Annotated in this window: 11 protein-coding genes and 2 pseudogenes; 1 reads left to right on the top strand and 12 read right to left on the bottom strand. The window is 44.9% G+C overall.

The genetic code is table 11. The features are described 5' to 3' along the window. Positions 1-15: 15 nt before the first annotated feature. The 8 genes from QT327_RS21740 to QT327_RS21705 all read right to left on the bottom strand — a co-directional run bounded on the left by QT327_RS21740 (position 16) and on the right by QT327_RS21705 (position 11,375). Positions 16-990, bottom strand: coding sequence for a lysylphosphatidylglycerol synthase domain-containing protein (locus tag QT327_RS21740; RefSeq protein WP_242627106.1), 975 nt, complete (start codon positions 988-990; stop codon positions 16-18). A 78-nt stretch (positions 991-1,068) separates the two neighbouring features. Beyond that, the gene (locus QT327_RS21735; protein WP_502910540.1) at positions 1,069-2,019 is read right to left on the bottom strand and encodes a DUF6443 domain-containing protein; all 951 of its coding nucleotides are present in this window, start codon (positions 2,017-2,019) and stop codon (positions 1,069-1,071) included. 12 nt (positions 2,020-2,031) lie between these two features. Continuing rightward, positions 2,032-2,892 carry a hypothetical protein gene (locus QT327_RS21730; protein WP_149105259.1) on the bottom strand — a complete coding sequence of 287 codons (861 nt, stop codon included), beginning with the start codon at positions 2,890-2,892 and terminating at the stop codon, positions 2,032-2,034. Further along, the gene (locus QT327_RS21725) at positions 2,873-6,304 is read right to left on the bottom strand and encodes an RHS repeat domain-containing protein (protein ID WP_168204536.1); all 3,432 of its coding nucleotides are present in this window, start codon (positions 6,302-6,304) and stop codon (positions 2,873-2,875) included. The genes QT327_RS21730 and QT327_RS21725 overlap by 20 nt, the downstream gene beginning before the upstream one ends. Positions 6,305-6,354: 50 nt before the next feature. Next, positions 6,355-7,203: a hypothetical protein gene (locus QT327_RS21720; protein WP_289554041.1), complete on the bottom strand. Its 849-nt coding sequence runs from the start codon at positions 7,201-7,203 to the stop codon at positions 6,355-6,357. 9 nt (positions 7,204-7,212) lie between these two features. Then, on the bottom strand, positions 7,213-7,866 hold the full coding sequence (locus QT327_RS21715) for a hypothetical protein (RefSeq protein WP_289554040.1): 654 nt from the start codon (positions 7,864-7,866) through the stop codon (positions 7,213-7,215). Between the two features lie 700 nt (positions 7,867-8,566). Beyond that, the gene (gene imm9 / locus QT327_RS21710) at positions 8,567-9,037 is read right to left on the bottom strand and encodes an Imm9 family immunity protein (protein ID WP_168204535.1); all 471 of its coding nucleotides are present in this window, start codon (positions 9,035-9,037) and stop codon (positions 8,567-8,569) included. Between the two features lie 10 nt (positions 9,038-9,047). Further along, complete coding sequence (locus QT327_RS21705; protein WP_289554039.1) at positions 9,048-11,375, bottom strand: RHS repeat domain-containing protein; 2,328 nt, start codon at positions 11,373-11,375, stop codon at positions 9,048-9,050. 162 nt (positions 11,376-11,537) lie between these two features. On the opposite strand from QT327_RS21705, the gene QT327_RS21700 reads away from it, so the two are divergent. Next, the gene (locus tag QT327_RS21700; protein WP_168204532.1) at positions 11,538-11,747 is read left to right on the top strand and encodes a hypothetical protein; all 210 of its coding nucleotides are present in this window, start codon (positions 11,538-11,540) and stop codon (positions 11,745-11,747) included. A 264-nt stretch (positions 11,748-12,011) separates the two neighbouring features. Here QT327_RS21700 and QT327_RS28555 read toward each other — a convergent pair. The 4 genes and pseudogenes from QT327_RS28555 to QT327_RS21685 form a co-directional block, all read right to left on the bottom strand. Then, positions 12,012-12,707, bottom strand: a pseudogene (locus QT327_RS28555) (DUF6443 domain-containing protein); the annotation flags it as partial. A 4-nt stretch (positions 12,708-12,711) separates the two neighbouring features. Beyond that, positions 12,712-15,675, bottom strand: coding sequence for a hypothetical protein (locus QT327_RS21695; RefSeq protein WP_165446888.1), 2,964 nt, complete (start codon positions 15,673-15,675; stop codon positions 12,712-12,714). A gap of 76 nt (positions 15,676-15,751) precedes the next feature. Continuing rightward, positions 15,752-16,708, bottom strand: a complete 957-nt coding sequence (locus tag QT327_RS21690) for a hypothetical protein (protein WP_289554038.1) — start codon at positions 16,706-16,708, stop codon at positions 15,752-15,754. A gap of 33 nt (positions 16,709-16,741) precedes the next feature. Then, positions 16,742-17,694 (bottom strand): annotated as a pseudogene (locus QT327_RS21685) (hypothetical protein); the annotation flags it as partial.

Genomic DNA, 17,694 nt, shown 5'->3' with positions numbered 1-17,694 from the left:
ATCGTAGTGATCCCACTAATGATTTGAATTGCCAAAGAAATTAATTTTAAAAACAAATACCGAACCTATGATGGCCGGAATAATCAGATTAATAAACCAAATGGATGCCGCAGAGGCCATAACCGCCAACTCTTGCGTTGTTATAAAAGCAAAAAGATATCCCGCCGTTAAGCTTCTTACACCCACATCCAACAAATCTAATGAAGGCATTGCAGATTGAATAAAAAACAATAAAAAAACCATCAAAACCATTGGCCCTGTGGGTATCGAAGGGATAAGTATGTGCATTACCAACATATATTGAGACGTAAACACGGCATATCGGAATAACGACATGGAAAAAACATACCATAACTGTTTTGTATCATATCGTTCTAATAGGAAAAAGAAGCGTTGCACTTTAGTGAGCCATTTGATCCTCCGGATGAAACGATTAAGCCATTTGATTCTAAAGTATAAAAGCAACATGAGGAGAATAAAGCCTAGGGCCAACAAGCAGAGTGCGAGATATAACCAAAACGAAGGGTACTTGTAGTTGCCAATAAACCATACCAACGCAATGGCTCCCATCATGTTGGTAATGACTAACTGAGCGAAAGCTCCGACGGCCATAGCCAGTACACCGAACATGCGTTTACGAGGGTTTAAAAACAATACCCGTCCACCATATTCGCCTATCCTATTAGGCGTAAAAATAGCCCAGCTTAACCCGCAAAAAACCGATTCAAACGCTTTTACGAAGGAAATTTTTTGAATGGGACGACAAAGGTATTGCCATTTAATGCATTCTAAACACCAGTTTATAAGCATTAAAGTGAAAAGCGAAAAAATGGTTAAGCTTAGTAACTCTGTATCCAACCGTCCGATTAAGCGTTTAAACTCATATAGGTTTTTATTGTCACTTAATTTCCTATGTATGAACCATATCGTCAGTAAGAGTACGGTAATTTTAATACTTACACTTATTATTTTTTTTCCCCTCGTGCTCAATGGTGTTTTTTTTGCAATGTTAAGAAAACTTAAATAAATTATAACATAGCAAGGCCGAAAGAACATTCTTAACCCTGTTTATGCTAATAAAAATCGTAATATTGTGACATGTTGCAAAAGCGATTTAAAAGACGGGTATCGTTGGGATGCGATCCCGGAACCAAAGTGGGCAAAGCCGCTGCCCCCGGTCCAGTTCTCGTCCTTCCTCACCGTTACGTAGAGCTGGTTCGCTGCGTAGTTCCCCGCAAGGTTCAGCTTGGGTATACCCGCTGCATAGGTGACCGTGTACAGCCTGGCCAGCCGGGTATTGACCAGGTCGGTAATGCCCGTCGTGTTATTGGTGGTATATTCCGTTACCACGGTACGCCCTGAAGTGGTGCCCCGTGTTGCGGCGGGCTGCCACGTAGCGCCCGGAAAGGCCTGTTCCAGCACCCGGTTCAGCGGGCTCGCCTCGTATACCGGGCGGCTGAACGAAGGGGTAACACCGCTTGCCGGTCTGGCGATGGCCACCACCCCTGCCGGCGGTGTATTATAGAAGGCGGCCTGGTCCGTGACCGCCGAGGCCTTATAGCTCCCGCTCGCCGTCGAGCCGCTTGAATACGGAAGGTAGCTCCGGTCCTCCCGCCCGAAGGCATCGTAGCTCTGCGCGCTGATGATATCCTTATAGCTCGGGCTTGCCTTAGTGCCGATTGTCAGAACAGGCCGACCGAGCCCATCATAGTAACTGATATCCTCCATAATCTCATTGGTCTGCGGTGTGGCCGAGACAGCGGGGCTTAGGTACGTCCGCGTCCGGATGTAGTTCCGGTCCGCGCTGGGGCTGCTGCCCAGCGCCACGGGCGGTAATATACTCGTTATATAGGCATGGAATGGTGCCTGACTCGTGAAGCCCGGCCGGAGCGTGATACTCACCCCGTTCGTATAGGTCCCCGTCGTATTCGGGCTGCTCAGTACCAGCTGGGCCCGGCTCTTTACAGCTGTAAATGATAACAGCAGTGAAGCGGCGTATAGTTTGTAGATCGATCTCATATAGCTAAAGTCTTATCTTCGTTTACCGGTCGTTAACAGGTCTTCCAGCCGGTCTATCCGTGCCGCCTGCTCCTTCATTTCCCTCGCCTGGCTTTCCCTTATCTTCTCGTTTTCGATCAGCAGCAGGGTAATCTCCTCCACCTTCTCCAGCAGTTTCCGGTTCATTTCGGCCAGGCCGACCCCCTCTCTTGCCACCTCTTCCTTCCCCGGGATTCCCGGCAGGTGCCCATGCTCCCTTATGTATTTTTCCACTTCAGCCAGACCGGGCATTTTATAGCCCGCCGCGAACACGTAATCGGGCCATACCCCGCTCTCCACCTTTACTTCCCTCGACTTTATGATCCCGTTCACCGTCAGCAGCTCCTGCGGGTTCACCGTGCCGATACCCACGTACCCGCCTCCCGTGACCGTTAAATAGGGGGTGCCTCCCGAGCTGCCGCCGCCATCGATATTGGCCTTGGTATCGCCGGCGATCATGAACGTGCCCGTATTGTCAAAAACAGAGGCTGTCCCGTTCAGGCCCGAGAGCACTGCAAGCGATTTACCTCCCGAGGTTCCGATGGATATATTGGGTGTTACATTGAGCGCCCCCCTGTTGAACCTGAAGGTGTTGTTCCCTTCCACGATGTGCAGTTTGGCCGTGGGATTGAACGTACCGATACCGGTATTGCCGTCCGACGGGAATCTGTTGGTCTGTGCCGAAACCCTGAAGGAACAGACCAGCGCGAATGCTATAACCAGAAACCTCCTGCATTGATGGATATGGCCTGAAGAATTTTCACTTCCGATAATCTTATCGGGCGATATTGCTTTTCTTTTTATAAAGAACCTGATCATAATTTTATTCTCTTTTTTATCTGTAATGGTATTCATAGGTACCGGTCGTTTTGCTCTGGGTATCCTTTGTTTCCTTCAACCTTCCAAAGCCGTCGTAATTGTAATAGGTGGTCCTGCCCGATGGGTCCGTTGCGCTGGTCATGCCAACCAATGGTTTGTAGGTATACCAGCTGACCACGGCATTGGGTAGCGCCGCTCTGAGCGGATCGAGCTTACTTTTCACTACCGCATCTGTAGGATCGGAAGCTATAAAGGATGTTAATGCAGCACTTCCTCCAAATGCAGTCTGCACTTGGGTAAATGTTGCATTACGGATCTCAGCTACCGGGTATTGCCCTTTATAACTCCAAATGTAGGTTACAGGGATGCCTGCTGCCGGCAGTACCTGTTGCGGATTGCCGAAAGCGTCATATGTATTACCATAAGTCAATCTAACGGCATAGCTTGGATCAGGTGCGAAAGGCCCCGTCCCCGTCCCAATGGGCAGCTGCCCTGCGAATGTGTTGCTGAACTTGAACGTAGATTGGGTGATGGGACTGGCCGTTTCAAGCTCCAGCACCTGGTCCACCAATCCTTTACCTCCCGTCAGGTATTTAGTAATTGTGCCCGAAAGGATGGTCCTCGCCGTACCCACCTCCCGGTATCTTACCTGCTCTACTGGGTAGGCCATGAGGTGCCTGCCTGTTCGCTTCATATTATCGATGAAGGTCGTACCGCTGGCATAGTCTTCGGGATATATACGTGCCATTACCTCTATACTTCCGTCGCTTTTTGTTACAGCAACGCGAGTCGGCTGATAGTGTTTACTTGTATTATCATAATAGGTCGTAGTAGTCGTCGAGCTTGTCCCACCGTCATACCGTGTAACCGTACTTGACTTCAATTTTCCGAAACCGGTATAACGTTCGAAATAGGGAAGTCTTACAGGATAGCCCGCACTTGTTCCCGGCGCACCATTAGGAGGATTTATACCCTGTACAAAATAATCATCAAGACCATAGTAAAATCCGGTATAATCAAGACCTACGGGATCCCGAAAATCAATAGGGGCAATTTGGGAATTGAAGCCTGAAAGATTCGCAAAACTTATAAAATCCGTATTGATTTCTTCTACTGTTTCTTCATAGCTGTTTCCTGCCAAATGAGGGGAATAGAAATAATACTCATTATCTTCAGCATAAATGATAGCATTACCTCGGTATACTTCCTTACGTAACAGATTACCTCTTTCCCATTCTTTGGGCTCCAACATCGCCATCGAGCGGTTACCGTAAAACTCACTGAACAAGGGATCCTTATAGGAAAATCTATACTTCGTTTTCAAAGTTTGAGTCGTACCTATACCTAGCTGTTCTTCTGTAACATATTCATATCCCGTATAAGCACCTGCGGTCGTTTCCAATGGTATAATGGAATTGGAATAATAACCACTTCCGTAAGCCCCATTGAGATTTTTTATATCGACAAGAAGCTTGCGATGCACAGGAAAACTTATCACTCTCCCGTTTTCATAAGTATATTTTTTGTGTTTGATCAGTACGTTTTTATCATAATCCTTTATTTCCTTTATGCGAAGACCACCCACGTTAACATATTGCTCGATAAAGTTTAACTCTCTCCATTTAACCACAAAATCGGTACTATGTCTTTGATTGATATGATCCGTGCTGCTTGTTCTATAGAGAATTTTCACCTCCATTTGATATTTACCGGGATACATACTTACAGCTTTTGAATATGAGCCTACGCGTGTATTACTATTACAATCAACAGCGCTGAATGATGCGATAAGCGTTCTTTGGCCTCCGTTTACACGATACAGTGCAAAATCTGCACGGCAAGCCTGACAAGTAAGCATTCGATCCAGCTGACTTTGTCCAAAATCCGTAGTTATCTGCAAGCCTTTTCCAAGATAGGGAAACGCGTTTTGCGGCACATCGAAAGTTTTCTTCCAAATTTTTTCATACAAAGACGAAACTGAGTCCGGCCCCGGCACAAAATAGGTTCTGTCATAACCGCTGAAATAAATCTGCTCGCTCTTTTCAACGAAATTATCATCCTGATAGGTTAAAAGCATTTCCGCTGGAATATTATTCGATAGTGCAGTGTGACCTTCATAGATAAATTCGCGAGTTACCCCTTCAGGAAATTGCATCGTTCTTAAGGAAAAAACTTTGGCTCGCTCCGGCACTACCTTTTTATTGCCGCCAACAAACAAGTCCGGTTCAATGTTTGGAACAAGCGAAGGGTTATTGATTCCATTATGAAAACCCCAATAATCGCTGCTGTATGCAAAACGAGAGGGCATACTCGTCTCCTCATAATAAGTAAAACGATATTTTTCAGGTGGATCTGCCGCAATCGATGATTTTACGGAAACAGAATCCAATTTCAGCCGTTTAACGGCATAGGTTGTAAAAGCTACATTCGCTGTGGTGTAGTGATTAGGAGATTGAAAATAACTATAATGAAAAGCAACTTCCTTAATTAATTCGCCTTTATTATTTGTTATCCTAATTTTATCTAATGCTTTAGTGGGCAGGTCTTCCCGAGCTATATAGGTAAAGATCATCCGTCCCGACGGAAATTTAATACTTTCAATCCTTTTATCTGAAAACCTATTTTCACTATAACTAAGATCGTAACTTGAACCGAGGTTAACCATTCTGACTTCTCGGCCTATCTCCGTTAGGAAATAGCTGAAAGACTCATAATTAAAGGTAACACTATCGTTTTTCGGCGTGACAAGGTGATTGATATTCCATGAATTGGAGCCGGGCTCTGTCATCCCTGTAATAGTCTCCGACATGGCACCGTTAGCCGTGAATATTGCGCGATTCCCGTTGGGCAGCCGAAACTCCCAACCGCCTGTATTCCGTATGATATCAATATCTTCCTTCGGAAATAAAACAAATTTGTTGGCTTTCTGACTGAACATATATCTACCCGAATAACCTAAGGCTGAGAAATAAAATTCATCAGGCATATAATCTACATTGTTGAGGTTATATTTCGCGTTCCATACGTAGCTCGCCCGGTCTGTGAGGTATGGATCAGCAACATGGTTCTTTAAATTCTTGAAATTCGCAACAGAATTACTCGTGTAGAATCCTCTCTCATCTGCACCTCCCCGCCTTTTTCTCGATATCTGACCGCCTAGATCGAGATTCCATCCCAGCCCCACAATTGTTGCTCGTTCATTGACTCTGATACCGCCGGCATTATAGCTGACGCTGATAGGGATGATCTCGTTGCCGACCTGGATCTCGTAAATGGGAATTGAAATGGACGGTCGACCGGAATAGTGGGAAACCGGTGTTTCGATATTTTTGCCAAAAGCATAGCTTTCCGGCGTTTTGATGCCGATATATTTTGGCTCAGTCTGCCCTAATGTACCAAGCCACAGAAGCATCAGTAAACTAAATAAGAAGTATTGTTTTTGTTTCATGTGTTTCATCTCTACCCAAACCTTTAATATATCATGTAGTTCTTAATGTGTTATTTATTTTCTAACCGCTTTAGCCTCGCCAGCACGTCTGTAAGTATATTTTGCTGTTGATCGATCACCCTATTTTTATCGATTAAATGCAAAGTCAACTCCTCCACTTTCTTCAGTAACAGCAGATTCATCTCCGCTAAATCCAAACCTTTGTCATTGATTTCTTTCGCCGATGGAACTTCGGGTAAATGTTTATGCTCTTTCACAAAATCTTCGATTTCGGTAAGTGACTGCAGGTTGTAATCAGGTTCAAACACATAATCAGGAACGGATATGTCTGTTTTTACCTTGATTTCTTTGGCGAGGATATTGCCGTTGACCGCCAACTTTGCTTGCGGGCTAGCTGTGCCAATACCCACCCGTCCGTTTTGATGTACTAAAAAATTATTTTCTATGTTCAGCCTCCCGACATTGGCCGCCGCCCTCACCGTACCGCCACCATCGGGCAGAGTACCCGTGTAAAGGGTAGCGGGGCGCCACCCGTAGCTATCGGATACTAAAATCAATCCGGTAACGCTGGTGGTAAAGTTTACCTCTATATAAGAATTCGTCCCGTCGTCGGTGAGGCGCGCCGCCGACCAATAGGGAAAATTCTTACTATCCGAATGGAGCGTTATACCGCCACTTACGTTCCAATCATGGAACCAATCGATGGTCAAGGCCGAAGGTGTAAAAGTGCCTCCCGCTGTATACAGCGTCACCTTACCAAAACCACGCCCGGCACTCCCTTGGGAGGACGCGATTCTCTTCCAGCCTGTTCCACCGGAGGATACGGTTGAAGTTGTTTGACCCCAAGCCTGATCCAGTAGTAAGCAAAGAGTAAACAGTGTAAATAGTACTTTTTTCATCTTTGATAATTATTGATTCATCACTTCTTTTATTGCTTTCATACTGCCGATTTCCTTCTTCAGATCAGAAACTTCCTTTTCCATGGTCAGTCGTGCTTTTTGTTCTTCAATTAAATGCAAGGTGAGCTCCTCCACTTTTTCCAATAATAGCCGATTCATTTCACCCAATTCAACACCCTCTTCCTTCACCTTCCTTTCACTTGGTAGCCCAGGTAAATGTCTATTGTTTTTGATAAAGGCTTCAACTTCTCCCAAACTTTTGAGTTCATAGCTTTCATCGAAAACATAATCCGCCCAACCTGATTCTACCTTGATCTCTTTTGCACGGATAACCCCATTAACAGCTAGTTTTTCTGTAGGATTGGTAGTTCCAATACCAACATTACCAGTGGTCTTATTTAAAATAAGATTGTTCCCAAGCTCATTAATGTATAATGGTTTTTGTCCGTGCGATTGTATCCATGTATAAGTTGAGTTATATCCAAGCCTCAAATTAGAAGATGTAGCAGATGTGACTTGACCAATTACAAGAGCTTTGCCATTGGAATCCTCCTCTGTATTGATCACTTGTAATTTTCCGTATGGTGCAGTTGTACCTATTCCCACATTACCGGTAGTAGGGAAAGTATTTTGTGCATAGGACGCCATGTACACGCCCATCATAAAGATGAGTGAAAAATTTATTTTAATTATTGGTAGTTTGATTGTTTAAAAGTGACAAGAAAAGTTAAACAAAGCCCAATTACATTGTTCTGGCAAATAATGAATTGTAACAAAGGGTCAGTTTTCCTTACGGTTTAGTGTTGGAAGAACAAAATCCTTAAAGAGGAACTTGAAAAACTAAGAAAAACTGATAAATAAGTTGTTCAGCGGGAAAGAGCGATCATATTATAAAAAACCGTTCCTAAAAAGAAACGGCTTTAAATGTCTGTTTTAAATCTTTATTTTTTCTTTTTAGCTAGATCAGCACCGACTTTTTGGACAAAGTCAATAGAAACATTGGCTATATCCGCAGCTCTATAATCATATCGCTTCGGTTTCTATTGTCTCTTCTCTTTTATTGCATATTTTTCTTCAGGTAATGCATACCTAATAGTTAAAGAATATTTACTTTCATTTTTCCTAACAAAATTCTTAAGATACGAAAAAAAGTCATTGTCAATCGTATCTCTATAAGAAGCAAACATTATTTTTTTAAAGCCACTTTGACTGACAACATCCTTCAAAAAGAAATCTCTTTCCACGCCTTTTGTTAGATTTATTACTTCCTTAGGCTCTATTTTTATCTTATCTGGTTCCTCGCCAAGAGGAAACTACAGGCTATATTAAAGTAAAAAGTCCGGCGCAATGACCGGACTCTTTTTCATTCCTTCTTATTCAGCTTAACACCGTTTACGGTATAACTTTTTTCAAAGCAGAGGTTTATTGCCCTCCGCATACAATCCATTATATAGTCGGTACGATTAAAGAACTTAGTATAATCAACATCCAACTCCCAAAAGTTATTCAAAAGCTTATCATAATGATCTACTTTCAAGGTATGCTGCTGGGGTTTAACTCCCCAAGACACCGTTTCATCTACTGGAATTGGTATAGGAATGGTAATCTCTTTTATTTTATCAGAAGTATAGTTTCCAAATTTGTTTTTAGAGATCAATAGCATTTTTCCATTTGTATACGTCGCTCTAAACTGGATTTCCCACATTTGCGATTTGCTGTTCTTTATGCTTTCAAAGACTCCACTAAATTCCTTTGTTAAGGCGTCACTTATGCTATCTGTATCAAAGTCCTTATCCATAAAATCAAGGACATAAGAAACATGTCGAACTTTCATTTGCATACTTTTATTGATTATGATAACGCTTATCTCTTTCTCTATTTAAAGGCAGATCATTTCCGTTGGCTCTCTCCGCTCTTACACGAGTTGCTTCGGCCTCTTTGGCCGCTCCTGTGGTGGTTTTCCCCAAAGATTCTATGACTTCGGCTTTAGCATCGGGATAACCAGCTTTTTGAGCAGCTCTTTCACTCGCCTTCATTCTTACCGGGTCTCCTAAAGCAGTTGTCCTTTCAGCATCTGCCTTTCCTACTTTCAACAGTTTATTATCCGATTTTACTCCATACAACACAAACACGCCCTCTGCCGCATTGGAGTTCTTGTTGACTTTCAACGCCTCTTGAACAACGCCACTAACAGCAGATTTACTGCCAGCGGCCTTTGAAAGTAAACCTGCAGGCCCTCCTCCAGGCAATGACGCCACAACATCTAATGCCGCTACACCCGCCTCTACGTGTTTGTTACCATCACGGACAACAACGCTCCCCTGTCTTCCAGCATCAGTATAAGTATAATCTATGCCCAGTATCGGGGTTACACCGTTCTGAAGATTGGCAACATAGGTACCTAGAGTAAGTACAGCAGACGAAGCCCTGTCCCGCATATCCCAGTAAACGTTTTCAACGATAGTCATTCCGTTACCCCGAGGATCATCCGGCCACATACCATCTGGATCAACAAACCTTATCGGATTATTAAACGCATACGCATAAGGCGACCATCTTCTTCCCTGCTCCGCCAAAGGATCCACGCTTCCCCATCTCCCTATCACCGGATCGTAGAACCTTGCCCCGTAATCAAGGGTCTTTAACTTATCCTGCCATTCCTTCCCGTTGTAAAGATAGTTATTTTTCGGACTTGGCTGTGCAATCTTTGATTGGTATGCCAGTCCGAAAGGATAATAGTCCGAACCGAAGTTGGCCGTGGTCGCCACGGCGTTGGTTCCCCTGAAGCCCGAGCGGCTATTGCCCAGATGATCCTTCAGTATATATTCGTAGGTGTAGCCGCTGGTTCCCTTCAGTATCCGCCCCTCTTCCATATGGATCAGCTCCAGTGCCGTGCCGCTATACTCGATCCCGTCAATGTAATCCCGCGTCTGCCCGTTCACCGCGTTCACGCTCCGCAACTTTTTACCGCTGCCATCGTAAATAAAACTTACCGCTGTACCGTTTGCCGTAACCGTCTGCGGCAGATCCAGGTAATTGTAAACGGTTGCCGTAATGTTGTTCGCTGTATTGGCCGAGTTCACCCGCGTGCTCATGTTGCCGTTGGCATCGTAGGTATAGGCCGTTGTCCCCGCCAGCATATAGGCAGCCCCGATATTGGTGCTCCGGTCATTCACCGAGGTGAGTCTTCCACCACTGTAACTGTAGGCAAGACTATCGGCAGTCAGTCCATCACTCGCCCTGCGGTTCAGCGCCGTGATGTTGCCCAGTTTGTCATAGGCGATCCCCTCCCGCCCCTTTCCGCCTGCCATGATCCCTTCACGCAGCCGGTTTACTGCATCATAGGTATAACTGTAGGTACCGCTGGCGGTAGTTCCGTCCGTATGCTTCCGCGAGAAAGTCTGGTAGGCAATGTTGCCGTTATAGTATTTCGCTGTGCCGGTATTGTACTGCAACTGCAGCTGCATCAGCTCCGAATTGGCATAGCGCAGCCAGCCCCGCTCATTATAGGCATAACCTATCCGCTGCCCGAAGGTACCGCCCTGGTCCTCACTGTGCAGCTGTTTTGCCCGCAGCTGCCCCACCTCATTGTACTCGTTACGGGCAACCAGTGTTTTGGCCCCGCCCGTTACCGTCTTCCAGGTATCGATCAGGCGGTCGCGGTGATCATAGGTATATTCCGTGGTCACCGTTACCGCAACCGTGGTAGTTCCTGCATAATGGTTGCGGGTGCTCTTCTTCAGCTTGTGCGTAAAGGTATATTCGTTGATGATATCGTCATAATTGTTCAGGTTATAGGCCCCACCCTTATAGTGCTGGCTCAAGGTGCGTACATTGTCGCCCCGCTCGTCATAGTAGTACACCGTCCAGAGGTAAACGTTGTTCGAGCCCATCACTTTGGTCTTTTTTGCTACCAATAGCCCCTGGGTCTTTGCCGAGTACTGCGAGCGTTTGTCCAGGTTGGACGGAAAGCCCGGTATACTGCCGTAATAGTCGTAGTAGTTCACCTCCAGCACATCGAAATTCGCCGAGGCGGTAGGAATACTTACATTGGTATAACCGTGCAGACTGCTGCTCCCGTCGGTCCGTGTCTCCCACTGTGTATTCGCCCTGCCGGGTTCTTTGATATAACCCTCGATCTCTTCCTGTGTGCCCGTCCGCCCCCATTCCATACCGGTCATGATCAACCTGCCCAGCCCGTCGTATTTGTAGAAATGGTGATTCCTTCCGGCATGGCCGTTATAGGTTTCCGCCGAATCCTTCGCCGTTTCGTGCAGGATCAGCTGGTCCATCATATTGTAATTAAAGCTTTCCCAGCGGCTCCTTCCGGGTAAATGCTTCCGTTTCATCCGGTTACGGCCGTCGTACTGGTACATATAGCACAGATCTTTCAGTTGTTGCTCTGTCGGCCGTGCGGTATCGGCATTCACTCCAGGCGTCAGCACAAAACACAGGTTACCGTAATCGTCGTACACGTAATAGGTGCTCAGGATCTCGTTCACATCCGTGGTACCGCTCTTGTAGGTATTGAAAGTCCGTTTTAGTACCACCCTTCCCTGTTTATCCGTATATTCTTCCGTGGTATTCAGACGTGAGGCAAAGCTACCGCTGCCGCCTGCCCAGTTTTCATCCTTCGTTACCGTTACATACAGCTGGTTCGCTCCGTAATTGCCCGAAAGGTTCAGCTTCGGCCTGCCGGCAGCATCATAGGTTACCGTATACAGTTTGGCCAGCCGTGTATTAGCTAAGTCGCTGATCGCTGTTGTATTGTTGGTGGTATATTCCGTTGCCACGGTACGGCCTGTATTGGTGCCCCGCGTGCCTGGTTGCCAGGCAGCGCCCGCAAAGCCCTGTTCCAGTACCCGGTTCAACGGACTGGCCTCGTATACAGGCCTGCCGAAAGAGGGCGTGGTGCCACTTGTAAGTTTGGCGATGGTCACCACTCCTGTCGGCGGTGCATTGTAGAAAGTGGCCTGCTCCGTTACCGCGGCCGCTCGGTAGGCGCCGTTACCGGTTGCCGCCGTGGCATACGGAAGGTAGCTCCGGTCCTCCCGCCCGAAGGCATCGTAGCTCCGGGCACTGACGATATCCTTATAGCTCGGGCTTGCCTTGGTGCCGATTGTCAGGATTGACCGCCCCAGCCCGTCATAGTAGCTGATATCCTCCATGATCTCATTGGTCTGCGGTGTGGCCGAGACAGTGGGGCTCAGATACGTCCGCGTCCGGATGTAGTTCCGGTCTGCACTGGGGCTGCTGCCCAGCGCCACGGGCGGTAATATGCTCGTGATATAGGCATGAAAGCTCGTCGTGCTGAAACCCGGCCTTAGGGTAATGCTTACAGGGTCCGTCTTTACACCTGTTGTGGGCGTGCTTAGCACCAATTGTGCGGATACGGACAATGGTAGGGTCAGCGTTACAATTGCCCCGACGAAAAGCTTTTTGATCGCCCCCAAATTGATACGTTTTAGGTCAATATATGGTGTATGTTTATTTCCTGCTTTCATAGCTCTATTGCCTGTAATGGTATTCATAGGTATCCGTTGTCTTGCTCTGGGTGTCTTTTATCTCTTCCAAGCGCCCAAAGCTGTCATAGTTGTAATAGGTAGTTCTGCCAGAAGGGTCGATGTTACTGCTTATGCCGAAAAGTGGTCTATAGGTGTAGGAATTCATAAGTCTTCCTCCGGTTGATATAGTCGACCGCAAAGGCAACAAGAAATTCGTGACTTCTGCATCCGTTGGATTAACTTTATTCCGGAAAGTTTCTATGGCAGAGTTACCGTTTAGAGCCGCTTCTACCGCACTGTATTCCAGGTTCTCGATCTTTGCTATCGGATACAGCCCGTTATAGCCATACACATACGATATATGTGGTGCTCCCGGCTTTGAAACACTTAAAACATTACCCAGATTGTCGTATCGCAAATAGTTTAATTTAGCTTCCATTATAGTGCTGCTACCCAGCTGAGTGTATTGTGTTTCGGGCAGAAAAAAGAAGTCTGACAATTTTTTGTAACCAACAAGATTACTGAACACACGTTTTCCTCCCTTTTCGAGAGTCTGCTGGATAACCGTCGTTTTATAGTTCGCTTGATCCATTTGTGCTATAACCTGGTTTTGGGCCGTAGTAAGAGCAGACCTATTAGGAATCGTATTGTTGGTATAATAATAGCTTTCCTTATAAGTTCCCTCATCGCTAGTCAATGTTGTTTTCTCTGCCAGATTGTAAGGTCTTGCAGCATCGTATGTATAAACTATTTTTTCAACTGTACTATCAGCTGCACTATAAGTTGCGGTGAGCGTCTCGGTCAACGAGGTATTGTCAGTAGTGATATAATACGCACTATATGCTATTGGAGAACCAAAAACATTTAATAGTGTACCCGTTGTAGTGGAAGGTCCCGATGCTGTAAAATCAGAATTCCGCTCGTTATCGATCGTCTTAAAACGTTTAAATGGCACTGCAATGTATCCCTGGATATTAGATACGTATGGTTGTGCGGGAGAATAAATATTATTGATTGATTTTACAGGTTCATAACCGCTTCCAACTCGCTTGAAAATCTGTTGCCGAAGGAGTCGTGGAGCTGAATATACAAGTCTATTTACACGCAGTACGTGAAATTCAGATATTGGTACAAGACTTAACCGATTGTTGTTTGCATCGGGAAAATACTCGTAATGGTATTCGGTTTTACCTTCATTGCTGAACTCTATTACTTTCCCATACCAGACGGGTGTACTGTTGTTCGATATATTCGCATTGGGGGAAAACGTACTAATCGTACGCGAACGTATCGAAAAATCCAGTCGATCAACAAACGGGTCCGGCTCTCGATAACATAATTCCGTTTCCTTAATAAAATCGTTCCCAATTGGATAGTTACCTGCTGTATAATGTGCGTCTTCGTATTGGTAGCTCTTTACAATCGTTTGTCCAGCGACAGGGTCAAAGGATTCTGTTGACGTAACCCGTAAACCGGCGCCGATTTTTTCAGTTCCGTTTATGATAAACTTATGAGGTTCGTATTTTAAGGTGAAAATACCGCCCGTGGGATAGGTGATAGATTTAAGCGATTTGGCCTCCATACTTGTCGCACTTGGTTCGCGAAAAGCTCCACCCACCATCGTGGTAAAACTCGTACTTCCAAGCGTTCGCATTTGCAATTGAAAGCGTGGTATATTATTCTCGTTCCCGGCATTATTAAAGAATCCCCACCAATCAATGGACGTTTGTGAAAACTGAGAGGGTTGGTTATAATAGTCTAGATTATAGGCTCCTTCTCCACTGATAGCAACCTGTCTGAGAAAATTAGACGCATCGTTCGAGAGCGTTACAGTTCGGTTTGTTGCCGGTATCGCAATAGAAGACAGCCGCTTTCTGCTTCCAATATCTGTATAGTTGAATGTTATGGTTTGATCTTTTGATCGAATAACCGATGGCACTTTCAGTTCCCTGGCCGGGTCAGCGGAAGGCGAAATGTTATATGCAACATTATAGCCCGCCCCTCCTGTTTTTTGATTGACTTTGGTACGTATTTGAGTAAGGTCTCCGAAATAGACCTTTCCATTATCCAAAACACTACAATAGGACGGAGTAATTGTCGGGTACTCCAGTATAGTCGTATACTCTATGGATATCTTCTCCCCATTCGGTAGAAGGATCTCCTTTAGCATCCAACCTGTTATTACATTTGTAGTACGGGCATCCGAGAATTCTTGAAAGTTTGCTTCATTTCCAAAAATATACTTCACACCTTTATCATCCATTACCTCAAAACCCGAGAAAAGAGCACTTGTCCCTGAATTCACATTGACGACTATAGGCTTGATAGCTAGCGGATTGTCCGGTATACTTTTAGCTTGGAAAACGCCATTAATGTATTGAACGATGAAAGAGCCATCCAGATTTGGCAAATGGATCGAAAAAATATCATATTGCCCGTCTTCGGTAGTATTCACATCCAGATAAGACGCCGGAAGGGCTAGATTTACCAATCTTTGTTGAAGCTGATCAAATGTTAAATTACCAGGATCAAACCCACCCTTTACCGGATATTTATCATCTGGCTTTCCCATAATGGTTCTGGAAATTTTGAATCCGGGAAATAATGACCAGCCATAGCCAACTATACCCGGATGATCCTGTATTTTTATACCTGACGAATGGTATCGCAACGAAATAGGGATTGATAGATTTCTCAACTTCAATTCATAGAGCGGTATGGTTATATCGACCAGACCAGTTGCATGGGAAACAGGATATCCTAAAAACTTTTGCAACGCCTTGGAGGTGGGCGCAGGCTCGATAACATTGGGAAACAAGGATTTATACGGATCAACTACACTTTGGGCTACAGCGTGTAACAGCGTAAACCAAGTTAGAATAACCGTTAAAGACCATCGGCTTAATGCTCTCTTTTTCCTTTTTCTACCTTTCGGCGGTAAATTGGTATCTATTAAGCTAGTTAACATATTTAATATATTATGTTTTGATGTTATTTGGTATTGCATTCGATCATTTTTAACGCAGACCTGCCCATTTCGCACTCTATTTGATCAAATTGCCTTTTAATGTGTTCACTTCCTGCTGCAGCTTTTTTTGCCTGCTAAGCAGCGCATCGATCTTCTTCTGTTGTTTGATAAGGTGTAAAGTCTGCTCCTCCACCTTCTTGAGAAGTAAAAGGTTCATTTCGCCTAAATCCAATCCTTTCTCCTTTATTTCCTTCGCTGATGGAATCTCAGGAAGATGTTTGTGTTCCTTTACATAATTTTCGATTTCGGCAAGTGATTGCATTTTATAGTCTGGTTCAAAGACATAATCGGGCACGGATATATCGGTTTTTACTTTGATTTCTTTAGCGAGGATATTACCGTTTACTGCTAGTTTGGCCTGCGGATTTGTAGTGCCAATGCCGACATTACCCATGAAGTTGCTAGTTCTTAAGAATTGCGTAGAGTGCATCGTTCCCTCGTAATCTGCCAGATTGGATATCAACGATTGATTTACGGCCTGGCCATTCGTTTCATAGGCCACATAAAGCATATTTTCGCCTGAAGAAATAGTCCATCCACTGAATTTATAGCTCTCGAAGCGAGGTGCAGCATACGGAACATCTACAGCTAAATATTTTTTCCCGCTATATATACACGTCTTCAATTTCCAAACAGCTCCATCTGTTTGTGATGTTAAAGCGGCGGCGGTACTTTGATAAGCCGATGAAGTATTAAGTTCCGCTACGGCGATTCTATTTACAGAAGCGGCCGTCCCCCTCCGGGCGGTCAATGTACCAATGGCATAATTATTGGCAAGATTGACTCCGTTATACATTTCATGTAGCAAAATGACTCCTCGGGTATAGTCGTTACTGCCATTCATGTTGATAACAATGCTTTTAAGGTCTCCAGGCGCTAATGTGGTGACCGTTTGCGACAGCGCGTTCTTTTTGAGCAGCAACAGGCATATTGCGGTAACTGCTAAAATCTTTGCAGTGGGATAGGTTTTCATTTATGCGTAATTAAGTACCTGATTTTTCAGATCTTATTTATAATTCGGTTTGTCAGCTGATAGATTTCCCAACTTCTCTTCCAAAACCATTATACGTTGGTTACAATATCTTGCCAGCTCTTCTCGCCCTTTTCTCTCTTCTATCAAATGCAAAGTCAATTCCTCCACTTTTTTCAAAAGCAGCAGGTTCATTTCTGCTAAATCCAATCCCTCTTCACCTATTTCTTTCGCTGATGGAACTTCTGGAAGGTGCTTATGTTCCTTCACATAATTTTCAATTTCGGAGAGCGATCGTATCTTATAATCGGGTTCAAAGACATAATCAGGCACGGAGATATCTGTTTTTACTTTGATTTCTTTAGCTAGGATATTGCCGTTTACTGCTAGTTTGGCCTGCGGATTTGTAGTGCCAATGCCGATGTTTCCATTTCCAGCAATGCGAATAGCCTCTGTCCCTAACGAATCAGCTGAGTTACCGGTGGAGATACGCAGGCCCCACAAGCTGTTCCCCTCATAAATAGAATGAATGTGACTGAACCCCAGCTGTATCCCTTCCCAGTCATTGATAGTCCAATATCGTTTTGCTCCAAATTTTGCCAAGTAGCCAGAGTTCCCGGTGCCATAGTCGTTAAAAACCGTTAACGGTAATCTTGGCTGCTGAATACCTATACCTACATTCCCCTTCACCACCAAATCATTCTTCCCGGGATTTGCATACGTATAGTCGCCCGCCACTAAGATACCTCCCGCTTTAAGACCCGACGCCGAACTTAAACCAGCTGAATTCAATAATGTCAGAAACCTGTTTAATTCCGAGCTTCCTATTCCTGTAAAAATGGCAGCATCTTTACCGTTATCCATGGTAATGGTACCTCGGATATCCAACTTATTGGTCGGACTGGTAGTACCTATCCCCACGTTACCTGTAGCGGGAAAAGTATTTTGGGCATAGGATATCCCCGAAGCACCCATCAATAAAATGAGTA

It is taken from the genome of Olivibacter sp. 47 (assembly GCF_030372825.1).
Taxonomy (GTDB): domain Bacteria; phylum Bacteroidota; class Bacteroidia; order Sphingobacteriales; family Sphingobacteriaceae; genus Olivibacter; species Olivibacter oleidegradans.
This window is presented reverse-complemented; position numbering and strand designations above follow the sequence as displayed.